The following is a 12,506-nucleotide window of genomic DNA, read 5'->3' on the forward strand; positions in this document are numbered from 1 at the left end:
ATAAGTGCATAAAAATCTGTCTTTGCGAGCGTCAGCGAAGCAATCCAGATCTTGACTTTTTTCCAGTTTCGATCTGGGTTGCTTCACTTTGTTCGCAAAGACGGCAAAAATGCTTACTCAAGATGGACCATTCCATCTGCTTTTTAACTCACCCTGATTTAAGGCTTTCTCCTGCTTTTTATCAAGAACAGCAGTAATGCCGAGCAACTGCTCCTCTCCTCCTTTAACAGCCGCCAGCTTTTCGGTTTTCGAGTAACCGAAAAAGTACCCGTGATAATGCTTGTATTCTGCTTGTCCCTTTCGCTGCTGCTTGTAGTCATCCAGCTGCTGCAATTTACTGAGCAGACGATACTGGGAGGAGTCTTTTGGAATATTGCTTTGTTGCGCCTGTTCGCATAATTGCTTGAGAATGACACTGTACTGCTCATAATCATTCTGGTGGTATTGAGTTAAATACTTTTTCAATAAATCCGGGTCATCTGCAAAGGTGTCTATGGTATAAGAGGTTGCCTTGATTGCCCTGAAATCATTGGATTCCAGTTGATGGCCCAGCAAATTTTTTTTGATTAAAACAGACTGTTGGCTGTCACCTGTATAATCAGGTGACTGAGTTTCCCGGTATAATTGACCGAGGACTCGTTTACACTGACTGGCTTCGCCCTGCCGTATTTTCGGCAGATAGCTTTCCAGTGTTTTGGTATCATTAAAATCACTGATTGCGTAATGGTCCTTACCCAGTCGATGCAATAGGGCTGGTATATTTTCAAGTGAATGAGTAGCTGCCAGCAGTCTCATATTTTTAAGGAGTTTTGCCTGAGCCTCCTCACTCCTGGGAGTTTCTACATAGCGTTTCAGCAGTTCCGGGTTTTTATCAAAAGATAAAAGTTTCACGCTGATAAATCGATCCTCAATGGCTGCCAATAATCTGTCTGCTTCGCGCTCATTCAATTTAAATTCAAATTTAAAAAACTGTTTAAGCTCAGGTTCGAGTTGCTGAAAGTTAGTATTGATGAGGTATTCAGCAAGGGCTTTTGAGCCAAGAAGCTTGTCCACAGGATCCAGTTGCTCAGCCATAAAAGTTTTTAAGCCCTCTCGTAATAAGGGGAGCTCGGTGTGACGGGCGCTAATCGTATCCAGGACATCTGGAGTGAGCAGAAGGCTTTTCAGCAATATGGGAAAGAATTTTTTCCGGATTTCTATCTTTCCTGGTTCTGATTGTAAATCCTTTTCATCTCTTTCCATCCGGGGGAGCAGAACTGCAAACAATTCACTGGGTGGTATATCGACTGCACCATGTCTACTATATATTGTAGTTCCATACATCCGGGCCTTTAAGCGTTCCAGGCTCAGATCATAATCAATATGTGCCGTTTCGTTGTTGTCATTAACGCCAAAATTAGCAGGATTCAAATCACCTTCGTTGAGAACCGACAGAGCCCACACCATTCCGGGATCCTTCATGACGGCCTCGAACTCTTCCGGGCTTGCGGTTTTGTATCCCGCTGGATTGTGTTGAGATGCTACAGCCTCGACAGAGTCTGATTTTACTACGCGTGTTTTGGCCGCGCGTGAGAGACCGAGGATAAAACGGAATAAGTCACTGGCAATGGCTTCCAGTTCATAAGCATGCTGATTCGGAAGGGTATTCTCCTGAGCTCGGACATTATTGGGATGTTTGTAATACCACTGGGAACCTGGTTTTGCAGTTTTTTCTGCTTTAACCGTGGTCTTATTCAGCGCATTCCTCTTAAGAGTAAATTTTTGGGGATCGATATGTTTTCTTGGCATGGGTGCATCACAATAAGCGTTAGTGTTTATATTATATGATATTTGTGCTTTTTATGCTCTGCATCTGCTTTCGCTTTTAGGATTAAATTCGCGAGCTATACTAAAAATAGTCGCGATGCCTGGTGAGCTTCAATGAACTGCTACAAGCACATGAAAATGTATACCTCCTATCTCAAGGGTTGTTATCAGCACATTTTTGACAAAACAGTAATCTGCAATTGGGGGTATTTGTATTTTGATTTACAGGGACGCTATTTACAGATTATTTCAGACAATACCTTAATTGATGTGTTCCTTGAAAATGAATTATATGCTGAACAAATTATCGATAATCTTTCCAATAATTACGGCAATTATTATTCCTGCGATGTCTTGCAGGACTCGCTTCTTCCCAACGTGATTAAAGAGGTGCTGGTGGATAATAAGTATCGTTATTTTTTTGATATCGCGAATAAACAGCCTGATTACACTGAAATATATACCTTCGCTGCACATTGCGACCCGCTCCAGGGCGGCAATTTCGCGCTGAATAACCTGGATATGTTAAAGCTAATCAGCCAGGATTTAGGCAAGCGTTGCCGGAAATTGTTAACCAATGAGAACATATTGATGTTGCCGAGCGATTTTATTGTGCAGATGAATGAAGTGTTCGAGCTGCATAAAAGAGCCCATATAGACTGTTTACAGAACGCTGTTTTAGAGGTGAAACAGTCGGATAAACGATTGCAGTCAATGGTAAATGATGAGGCTTTTGACTTTAATTTATTGCCGTTTAATTTTATCGCCAATAAGGAATTAACTCATAAAGAAAGAGAGTTAATCTATCTGTATTATTTTGGGTTCAATTTCCAGAGAATGGCCGATATTCTCGACATTTCAAAACGCACGGTCGACAAGCATTTTGAAAATATCAAAAGAAAGCTTAATTGCGAAAGCACGGGTCATATTATTCCCCATTTGCTGAGAACCAATATGGCTATCAGTGATTTTATACAAAAAGGCCTTGAAAGATAAAAAGGCCTTGATAGATTTTGTGATGTGATGTGTCGGCTAATAAAACACATTTTGTTTAAAATATTAACACAAATGAGTCGATTTATGCGATAATAGCCCAATTCGATTGTCACCAGTAATGTGGAGTCTTTTATGCCTTGGCTAATGCCTGAAGATATGAACCCGGAAGAGCAAACTTGTGTTCAGTTAATCACCGCTGCTATTACTAACTATAAAATTGGTGAGAATTTGATCATTCCTTTGTTTGCAGAACATGAAGCAAGGGAAAATATGGACTCCTTAGTAAGAGGAAAACTGATAACAAAGGTAATTAGAAGGATTATTGCTCATGATCAACTTACAATCCCCAGGATTCATTGTGAGGTGAATGGGGAAAATGGAACTTTTTCAATGGAGGGACAGACTGTAATCGCTTTGCTGCTGAGAGATGCTTTATTGGAGAGGCAGAAATTAATCATTTCTGCTGATAACTTCCTTTTGCATTTAGCCGCGGCACTTAATCAACATCGTCAGCAAGGGCTGCTGGGGGATTTGGAAGTCAGCGCTATTTCTGATGAGCAAACGGCAGAACTAATCTCTATGTTTTCAGAAAACAAAGAGAAAAAAACCAGAATTGCTGAGGCCTTGGTCAGTATTGGCTACACGAATGCCTTAATCTTCACTAAGCTGCTAGATTTGACGATGACTTTGATGCATCACGAAGAGGATATGCGATTCTGTGAACCATTGGTTGTTGTGCCTTCCCGCTATAAGTTAAAAATCGGGGAGGAGAATATTCCTGCGCTCGAAAAGCTTTTGCAAGATAATAATATTGAGTTTGTACCATCGCCGCTTGCTCAGATTAAACAGTTGATTACTGATTTGTCAGAGAATATTAAAGACAAAAAGAACGGCCGAAAGCAATGGTTTAACAGCGGTTCTGATGCCAAGGCAGCAGCCTTAAATCGAATCAATGATTGGTTAGAGACCAAAGATAATTTGAATGACGCTGAAACTAACGTCATTTTGTCCCTGGTTAAATCCGTATGCGAAACAAAACGAAATTCCATGGGTTTGTATTCACCTCATAGCCTCAATGAATTCAATCAGTTTATAAGCGCACGTGGCTGGAAAATGCCGGAAACCAGCTTCAATGCGAAAGAATTGGCGGGGATAAGCAGTTCTGAAAAAGTCGGTGAGTTTGTGCAAAGCATTACCGCTCGCGATGAAATTCTGGGTTTTAATTAAAAAAAAATTTTACCGGGCTATTAAGATCTCTTACTCCCAATGCCATTAAGTCATGGACTTTTGTCCTTCCGCGAAGGCGGGAATCCATTCCCCAATTGGCATTACAGCTAGTTCAGCGATAAATCCTCGCCCTTCCAATTAGCCTTAAGTTTTTCTTGACATTAAGAATGTATGATGTAGCGCCCCCTCGCCCGCGCAAGAAAAGTGATTAAAATCCAGGTGGTAAGCGCGGGAGAGGGTTGGGGAGAGGGAATAACTCCAATTATTGTTAGAACAGCTTTCAATAGTTCCTATCTATATTAAGTTTCTCGTAATGTATGTGGATTTTATTCCAGCTGAAACCGGTTTTTTACCCTCTCCCCAACCCTCTCCCGCGAGAAACATAAGTATTTTGCTCAAATTTCTTCCGCGGGCGAGGGGGCTATTTACACAATTGATCTACTGGAGTCAAGAAAAACTTAAGGCTAATTGGAAGTCCCCGCCTCGCGGGGAAGACAGTTTAATATACAACTGAGCTTAACTTTATGTCCGTACCCCTACGGCCTGCGGCTTGTCCGTAAGGTCGCGGGTTAGGGATTATGTATTACCCCGGAAGAGGAATTGCTGGCATTAGGAATAGAATTGCCGACATGAGGACTAGTACGCACATCACTCTCTTTTTGCGCAAAAATAGACAAGGTCGGGAGAATGGCATTGGACATCTGCTGATTTTGCGAGCGTACTTCCTCTGCTGATTCATCAGGCGTTTCTATTTTCAGAGCTGCTTTTTCTGCTGACGCAATTACTTTTATCAGCTCTTCTGAAGGAGCATAGGCATTAGGGTTCATTGCCGAACCATTATATGAATAAACTGCAGCAAATTTCTTGGTACTAATCACAGTGTCAATCACCTTAACCATAGAGTCGACACTGTCCGCTACTGTAAGACGGGCATTTGAGCCGCCCATATCTGTTTTCACCCAACCAGGATAAATTGCGAAGGCGCCAGGTGCTTGCGCCAGTTGTTCAGGCTCTTTACAGGCATCGGCCCATTTTTTAACCATTGCTTTGCAGCGGCTATAAATCATACTCTGACCTCCAGCTTTTGACATAGCATGCGCGTCAATACCTACAGTTTTTGAACCAAGGCCATGAGGAGTGGTTAAATAGACGATGCAGGCATTTTCATTTTGTAATTTATCTTCTAACCCCAGGATCAGCCGCAATGGTCCATCCTCATGCACCTTCCTGGAAAGTTCCAGCTCAGGCCAGAATGTGGCTGGATCCAGAGGTTTTGGCTCTAACTTGAGGACATCATTATTTCCGGTTGTTCCGGCATTCAATATCAATAAATCTATTTTTTCTTCGGACTCATGAACCTTTTTGGTAAATGCGTCAATTTGCGTTGTATCAGCCAAATCGAGTGGCAACAAAATTAGCTTATCGCCATAGCGTTCCTGTTGTTTTCTTAGATTAAGCAGGTTACTAGTCGCTCGATAGGTGGCAATTACTTTGCAATCTAAAGCTAAATACTTTTCCACAAAACCTAAACCAATGCCGCGGGTTGCACCCACAACCACCACTGTTTCCGGTATATTTTTCATTTTAACCCCCTATATTATTGTTATTTCTCATTAGATGGTTTAACCAGTCTTTTATGCCATCAGGTACATTGTCATCATTTAAAAACTGCTCATAGACCCTTTGTTTATGCTCAAAATTATTCCCACAGCGCTCATCGATTAATTCATTCCAGCACGATAAAAAATCCTTTTCAGGAATTTCCCCAAAGGTTTTAATCAGTTCATAAAAAGTTGCCTGCCAGTAAGCGCTAATGCTTTTTTGCATCCAGTTCACAACTTCAGAAGTCAGACCTCTTTCTCTAAGTCCTAATCCATTGGCAAATCCTTTTTCAAATTGTTTAGTTCGCAAATGCGCATATTTCTTTCCATATAACTGGTTGATATTCTTCATGCATTCTTCGCCCAAACGAATACCAATTTCGGAAGAGGGATCACAATGTAAATTTCTGCCTACTTCATGGATTAAATAAGATAGTTTTTTCTCAAAAAAAACACGCTGCTTCGATTCATCCGTTTCTCGTTTAAAAGCCGCATATTCTCTTAATTCTTCAGGGCTAAAAATGTCTTTAACCCATGAATGCTCAAGTTTGACCGTCATCTGATACACCTCAATAAGTTCAAGCAATGTTTTCCAGGGAATTGGTTGGCTCTGATTCATCTCTGAGGTAATTTTCTTTAATGCTTTAGCACCTTCCAGCAAAGCATGCGCCTTTTTTTCTAATACCTGTGCCTGGGTGGCAAAATGTTCCAGGGCATCCCCGTCATTCTTGAGTAATTCTTTAATATGTGACAGTTCAAATCCGAAAAATTTCAAGGCAATAATTTGCTGAAGTTTTAATAAATCTTTTTCTGTATAAACACGATAGCCATTAACAAGACGTAACGACGGTTTTAACAAATCAATGCGATCATAATGATGCAGTGTCTGTACAGAAACTCCCGTCAATTGACTTAAACTTTTAACCAGCCATTCCGCCATTGTTCTTATCTCCTGCCTGTTGATGAACAAGATAAAGCCTATAGTTACTATAGGGTCAAGCTTTTTTATTGAGAAAGAGATTTAATAGACATGCAGATTTTTTTATTAAATAAAAGAGTCTTCATCGACTGTGTCATGCCATGTCATCTCGAACGCAGTGAGAGATCTCCGAATGCTGGCACAAATCAAGATTGGGAGATCTCTCACTGCGTTCGAGATGACGGCGTGCCTGTAAGCAATGACACAGTTTGATGAACACTCCCTAGATAAGGATATGGATTCAAACTTTCGTAGTGCATTCAAAACCTTGAGAGTGTTGATAAAACTGGTGAGAACAGTCCTCACGATCCGTAATGCTCGGCGCAAGCAAAGCGCCTTGATTATGGCGAACCCATTGTTGAGGAGACCTTAGCTGGAGGGTCCATTTTAAAAAATTATTTTGGATTGCTGAGACAAGCAGGGAAATATAAAATCAAGTTAGGTACCTGATTTTGAATGGTGGGCCGTATAGGGATCGAACCTATGACACAGAGGTTAAGAGCCTCCTGCTCTACCAGCTGAGCTAACGGCCCCACAATTACAAAGCATACCTTTTTGAATAAAAAATTCAAGCGCTTTATGGTGTAAGCTCTGAGTGCAGGTGAAGTTAGAACTCTTATTTATAAAATTGCTCAAAAGGCTTACAATATCGTATTTGTCGATTAATTTTGCGAGTCGGTGAAGGCGCAGATATGTTAAATATGAATCTTTTTTTTAAGACTTTTTTGAGTGAAGACTCCTATGCTCGCTCCAAAGGGTATCGAAACAATCGGAAAAATGTCTGGCTTATGCTGGAAGACTCACTTGAAAAAGAGCCTGAGGGTTTGCAATTATTCACTCTGATGAACCACTGCGATGAGGCAATTCTAGATTTGCTAACTGAATACCCCGAATGGATGAAATTTTTTAAACCCTGGCAGTTAGAGTATTTATATCATGGTTTGCAACGCTTTATCCTGAAGGCGAAGGAGTCTGACGACTACTCTAAAAAAATTCCTGGCGCGATAGCAGCACTCATTCAGTATGATGAAACCTGTGTTTTGCGGATTTTTGACAAATATTTTCATTGGCTGCATCAATTGGAAATTAAAGCCCTTGAATCAATTCATGCCTTCATGAGCAAAAACAATTTTCCAGAGCAGTCAACAAGAAAGGTTCAGCGTTACTTGCAAGATCGAAAGGATATTCAGCAGGCGGTAAGCGAGTTGCTGGATGGGAATTCGCAATCTCTGCCGCTTTTGAAAAAAAAATGGCAGGTGAGTTATTTATACCGCTCGCTGGAACAGATAGCAAAAAGCGAGGATCCTGACTGCGATTCAAAAATGATTAAAGCAATTAATGGACTGCTGCGCTATGATCGAAGCCTTATGCTCACTATCCTGACTAAATATCCGCTTTGGCTTAATTTTTTGAACATCAATGCTCTCAGTGATGGTCATCAGTATCTGCTTGAGAATGATTTTCCAAAAGAAAGCGGCCGTCAGTTTTGCCGCTATTTACTGGAGCGGCTAAAAACACATGAGCTGGTCCATAAGCCTGAGTTCGCTGATGAGAAAGAATTTGAACCAGACACACCACCGGGTATAAGCCCATGCTAGAAAACATAGAAATAATGCTGCAAGGCCTTAAATCCAGACTGCCGGAGTTAGCCTGGAATCTGAGCAAGCCCGGCGTCCAGATATCCTGGCAAAGCTTGCCGCCGGGCATTTTTCACTATCAGTTTGAACCCAAAGCCGACAATTTCATTGCCGAAATTAAAAGGGATATCGAGAGGCTGGCCATACAAGTCAATTCGCAGGCTGCCAATTATCTTGCAGAGCGTATCCATCAGAAAATTAATATTCTGGTCAGATTATGCCAGTGTAAGGCGTCTGTTAAAAAAACAGAAGACACGGCCAGCTTTATGCTGCAGGCTCTAAGCACTCGCCAGCAATGGCTGGCTTCTCTTGAAGAACAGATTCAATCATTCACTGAGCAGCGAGATGCGCTGGCGGCAAGATTATCTGCGCTTGGCGACAGGAAAGAGCAGCAACTGGTGCTGATGGCTGAATTGGGTGCAGCAGAAAAGCAATTAACCGAGGCGCAGGAAACCTACGCCAAGGCAATTAATCAGCATTTTTAGTGTTAGCTCAGATTGAGGCGATTGCTTCAGACATCATGGTTTGCGAATCCACTGATTCCTGGCAGGCCTGAAGCGTGTTTGGAAGGCAGGTTTTCAGTATGCAGGCCGCCCTCAGCTGCTGCTGGAAACGACAATAGATATTGCATTTTTGAGCGTCATAGTTCTGATCAATTTTCTCTTTAATGATTACTCTTGCTTGATCATTGCTAAACACTAGCTGCATTAAGGTTCTAAAAGCTCCTTCATAGGCAGCCAGTGTTTTCGGATACGATTGGAGATTTTTAAATAAATCATCAATGAAGCGCGATAATTCATTTTCGTTTGCTGGTGTAGCAAAGTCGGCTCTTTTCTCTTGATGTGCTTGCTCCATAAGAGTATTCATAAAATTATGCAGATCATAGATACAGTAATATTTCTCATTAATGGAGCCTTTGTGCTCTGGAGAGTTTCTTTTCACAAAGTCATCTGCGACCTGGTTTTTAATTTGAGCGACCAAATTATCGCTGGCTTGTGCCAGAAATCGGCTAAGGATTTCTTTTATAAAGGATAAGGGTTCGATTTGTACGCATTTTACAATCTGATTAAATGCTTTAAGGCGTTGTTCATCACTCATGCATTCAAGAAAAGCCAGGAGTGGAAAAAGCTGATCGTTAAGATCTAAAGTGGGTTGATTTTTTCTAAAATCTCCCAGGTACATGGGTAAAATTTCCTCTATATCCTCGACTTTAAGATGGGCTGTAGACACGAAATAGTAATTCGTAATCAATCCTGATGGATTCTCAGCGCTCACTCGCATAGCCTTTAAGAACTCTAACACTTTTCTGGTTGGGTAGAAATCTGCGAAACCTGGAATAAAAGAGTCCTGATCAATAGACGCGACCGTGTTTTTGAACTCTTCGGGAAGTGTATTGGATAAAATAGCCATTAACCATCCTGCACGCATTTTATAGCGAGGACTGGTGGACGAATTGCTTAGTGAGTTCTTCAAAATTTCATAGAATTTACTGCAATTTGTACTGGTTAATCTTGAAGGCTTTTGAATCCAGAGAAACAGTAATTTTTCCTGCAATGAGCGAGCAATGGTATTGTTACGTGTAAATAAAGAATAAATGGCTTGTTCCTGAGGCGATTCGCTTTGTAATAATGTTGTGTAAAGGCTCGCTGAATCTAGATTGTCAAATGGATTTGAAGAAGTGAATTTAAGAAGCCGAATGGCTTTTTTTACGAGAAACATTAGCTAACCTTTGTTATTTAAAAAGGATTCATTTTAGCCTATTTATTTTTAGTTGTAAAAAAACTAGAATTTATGATATGAAATCAGGCAAGAAGTTTTGCAATTTCTTCCGCTGAAAGCGCTTGGTTAAAATAAAAACCCTGGCCTTCATCACAGCCTAAGTCTTTGAGAAATTGTAACTGCTCTGCATTTTGAATGCCCTCTGCTAAAACACGCATTTTTAACCCGTGACTCATGGCAATAATGGCCTCCACGATGGAATTATTGTTCGGATCGAAGGGACATTTTTCAACAAAGGATTGGTCAATTTTAATCTTTGCAACAGGGAAATCGCGCAAATAGCTTAAGCTGGAATAACCGGTTCCAAAATCGTCAATGCAAAGTTGAACGCCACGGTTTTTTAGTACATTCAACAAATTAATATGTTGCTGCTGTTTGTCCATAATCACGCTTTCTGTTAATTCAATTTCAATATAATGGGGTGGAAGCGCGCTTTCTTCGAGGCAGCGATCGATGCAGGCGGCAAAGTCATCTCTTAATAATTGAATTCCGGAAACGTTAATGGCCATGCGAATGGGGTTTAATCCCTGGTCTTGCCAGGTTTTATTCTGGGTGCAGGCTGTTTTAAAAATCCATTCCCCGAGCGGTATGATGATACCGGAGTCTTCTGCTATGGTGATGAATTCATGAGGTAAAATAATCCCTTTCGTGGGGTGTTGCCAGCGCAACAAGGCCTCAACTCCAACAATCTGGCCGCTGTTTAACTGAATTATCGGCTGGTAGAGAAGGAAAAACTCTTTTTTCACCAGGGCAGTTCGCAATTCCATCTGTAATTGGAGACTTTGCCGGGCCTGATTGCGAATGGATTCGTCATATAACTGGTAGTTATTACGGCCCATGTTTTTAGCCTGATACATGGCCATTTCGGCATTGGTCAGTAAAGTGACAACCTCGGTACCATCCTTGGGATACAGGCTTACACCAAGGCTCGCCGTGACGACAATTTCATGAGGATGAATATAAACGGATTTAGTCATTACTGACAAAATCCGTTTACAGAGCATTACAGCATGTCTGTAGTTTTTGATCGCATATAAAACAACAAATTTATCGCCGCCAAAACGTGCCAGGGTATCGCTTTCTCGAGTAGCGAGCTTAAGACGCTGGGTAATCTGCTGCAGCAATTCATCGCCAATTTCATGACCAAGATTGTCATTGATAAGTTTAAAATTATCGATATCTAAAAAAATAAGCAGTAGTTTATTATGATTTCGCTTGGCAAAATGAATGCCGTGAATAATACGATCATAGAGCAGTTTTCGGTTGGGCAGGCCAGTCAGCTGATCATGATTAGCCTGAAAAGCAAGCTGCAATTCCATTTGCTTGCGCTGGCTGATGTCGCGAAAACTCCATACGCGCCCGGCAACTGCGTTCCCCAGGCGGTGGGGTTTTGAGTTCCATTCAAGAATATGGCCATTGCGCAAAGCAAATTCGTCAGCATATTCCCTTTCCGGATCAATGCTCAGTTTTTCTAATATTTTTCGAAATGCTTCCGGATTTTTAAGCTCGTGCAAAAGCGTTGGAAAAAATTCCTGAATGCTGATTCGAGGTTGACTGGTGAAGGCTGCCTGCCACAGGTCGAGAAACCTCTGATTGTAATAATCGAGTTTTCCTGCACGATTTACTACAATAATGCCGTCAGCAGTGGACTCCAGTGTGGAGCGGGTCAGGGCAAGGTTCTGCTCCAGCTCGCGGGTTCGCAGGGCTACTTTTTTTTCAAGTAACTGATTGATGCTGTCAAGATTGATATTTTTATAAGCCAGAGAAAGTGCATTAGTTAAATATTGATTGGCATAGAGACTACTCGCTAAAGCAACCAGTGCGTATATGATGGCGCAATAGGCAATCAGAACATGAATTTCGCTTTGCATAAAAAGCCATATTATTAAAGGAAGCGCAGTGGGCAACAGAAACAAAGCATAAATACTAATCAATGGAGAAAGAAATGGAACGGCTCCGGCAATCAGACCAAAAATAAGGATGATGGCAAATGCCTGATGCAGAATACTGTCTGCAGGGATCAGCAACACGCTGGCCAGGCCCCATCCTGAGCCTGACAGAAAACAGAACAAAGCGAATTGTAATAACCATATCCGATAGGAGAGTGCCTGTGGTTTAAATCGAAAGGTAAGGTATAAGGTTAACCCTGACAGGGTTACGATAATCATATAAACCAGCCAGATTTTCATACTGAACAGATGTTGGCCATAGGATGAGATGCCTGAGGCAAACACAATATACGCGAAGGCTTCTGCTAAAATAGCAACAGGAAGCTGCTTGTATAAAAGATGGATTTTATCCTTTAATATCGATTGGCTGACTCCCTGTTGATCGCTAAAGTTGAACTCTTTCAGGTGGGAGAGATCATTAATCATGGGAGTCATTTCCCCGAGACAGAAGATAATGATAAGCCTGTTTTGTCTGATGTATTAATAATCCATGAGGTTGCAACATTTCCATATCCTTCCAGGTGAGCCCTCA

General features: G+C 41.4%; 9 protein-coding genes and 1 tRNA gene. 4 read left to right on the forward strand and 6 right to left on the reverse strand.

Features of this window, described 5'->3' with window-relative positions; translation table 11 throughout:
* Positions 1 to 117: 117 nt before the first annotated feature.
* Entirely contained in the window at positions 118 to 1,788 is a 1,671-nt protein-coding gene (locus E1O89_RS09090; protein WP_133139892.1) for a hypothetical protein, read from the reverse strand.
* 132 nt (positions 1,789 to 1,920) lie between these two features.
* On the opposite strand from E1O89_RS09090, the gene E1O89_RS09095 reads away from it, so the two are divergent.
* On the forward strand, positions 1,921 to 2,802 hold the full coding sequence (locus E1O89_RS09095; RefSeq protein ID WP_133139893.1) for a helix-turn-helix transcriptional regulator: 882 nt from the start codon (positions 1,921 to 1,923) through the stop codon (positions 2,800 to 2,802).
* A 132-nt stretch (positions 2,803 to 2,934) separates the two neighbouring features.
* Positions 2,935 to 4,029, forward strand: coding sequence for a hypothetical protein (locus E1O89_RS09100; protein WP_133139894.1), 1,095 nt, complete (start codon positions 2,935 to 2,937; stop codon positions 4,027 to 4,029).
* Positions 4,030 to 4,598: 569 nt separating this feature from the next.
* Here E1O89_RS09100 and E1O89_RS09105 read toward each other — a convergent pair.
* The 3 genes from E1O89_RS09105 to E1O89_RS09115 form a co-directional block, all read right to left on the reverse strand.
* A complete protein-coding gene (locus tag E1O89_RS09105) occupies positions 4,599 to 5,612 on the reverse strand; it encodes an SDR family NAD(P)-dependent oxidoreductase (protein WP_133139895.1) in 1,014 nt (337 codons plus the stop codon).
* A 1-nt stretch (position 5,613) separates the two neighbouring features.
* Positions 5,614 to 6,570, reverse strand: coding sequence for a MerR family transcriptional regulator (locus E1O89_RS09110; protein ID WP_133139896.1), 957 nt, complete (start codon positions 6,568 to 6,570; stop codon positions 5,614 to 5,616).
* Positions 6,571 to 7,066: 496 nt separating this feature from the next.
* A tRNA-Lys gene (locus tag E1O89_RS09115) sits at positions 7,067 to 7,142 on the reverse strand.
* A gap of 159 nt (positions 7,143 to 7,301) precedes the next feature.
* Here E1O89_RS09115 and E1O89_RS09120 point away from each other — a divergent pair.
* Positions 7,302 to 8,207: a hypothetical protein gene (locus tag E1O89_RS09120; RefSeq protein ID WP_133139897.1), complete on the forward strand. Its 906-nt coding sequence runs from the start codon at positions 7,302 to 7,304 to the stop codon at positions 8,205 to 8,207.
* Positions 8,201 to 8,731, forward strand: a complete 531-nt coding sequence (locus E1O89_RS09125; RefSeq protein WP_133139898.1) for a primosomal replication protein — start codon at positions 8,201 to 8,203, stop codon at positions 8,729 to 8,731. Before E1O89_RS09120 ends, E1O89_RS09125 begins: the two co-directional genes overlap by 7 nt.
* A gap of 7 nt (positions 8,732 to 8,738) precedes the next feature.
* Here the strand turns inward: E1O89_RS09125 and E1O89_RS09130 are convergent, their stop codons facing one another.
* Complete coding sequence (locus E1O89_RS09130; protein ID WP_133139899.1) at positions 8,739 to 9,965, reverse strand: hypothetical protein; 1,227 nt, start codon at positions 9,963 to 9,965, stop codon at positions 8,739 to 8,741.
* Between the two features lie 83 nt (positions 9,966 to 10,048).
* Entirely contained in the window at positions 10,049 to 12,400 is a 2,352-nt protein-coding gene (locus E1O89_RS09135; protein ID WP_262337475.1) for a putative bifunctional diguanylate cyclase/phosphodiesterase, read from the reverse strand.
* Positions 12,401 to 12,506 lie beyond the last annotated feature (106 nt).

Source organism: Legionella genomosp. 1, from assembly GCF_900640215.1.
Taxonomy (GTDB): Bacteria; Pseudomonadota; Gammaproteobacteria; order Legionellales; family Legionellaceae; genus Legionella_C; species Legionella_C quinlivanii_A.

Bases quoted from the DNA above. Each gene is read 5' to 3' on its own strand.
- E1O89_RS09100 (WP_133139894.1), top strand. From the start codon at position 2,935: ATGCCTTGGCTAATGCCTGAAGATATGAACCCGGAAGAGCAAACTTGT.
- E1O89_RS09095 (WP_133139893.1), top strand. From the start codon at position 1,921: ATGAACTGCTACAAGCACATGAAAATGTATACCTCCTATCTCAAGGGT.
- E1O89_RS09110 (WP_133139896.1), bottom strand. From the start codon at position 6,570: ATGGCGGAATGGCTGGTTAAAAGTTTAAGTCAATTGACGGGAGTTTCT.
- E1O89_RS09120 (WP_133139897.1), top strand. From the start codon at position 7,302: ATGTTAAATATGAATCTTTTTTTTAAGACTTTTTTGAGTGAAGACTCC.
- E1O89_RS09105 (WP_133139895.1), bottom strand. From the start codon at position 5,612: ATGAAAAATATACCGGAAACAGTGGTGGTTGTGGGTGCAACCCGCGGC.
- E1O89_RS09090 (WP_133139892.1), bottom strand. From the start codon at position 1,788: ATGCCAAGAAAACATATCGATCCCCAAAAATTTACTCTTAAGAGGAAT.
- E1O89_RS09130 (WP_133139899.1), bottom strand. From the start codon at position 9,965: ATGTTTCTCGTAAAAAAAGCCATTCGGCTTCTTAAATTCACTTCTTCA.
- E1O89_RS09135 (WP_262337475.1), bottom strand. From the start codon at position 12,400: ATGATTAATGATCTCTCCCACCTGAAAGAGTTCAACTTTAGCGATCAA.
- E1O89_RS09125 (WP_133139898.1), top strand. From the start codon at position 8,201: ATGCTAGAAAACATAGAAATAATGCTGCAAGGCCTTAAATCCAGACTG.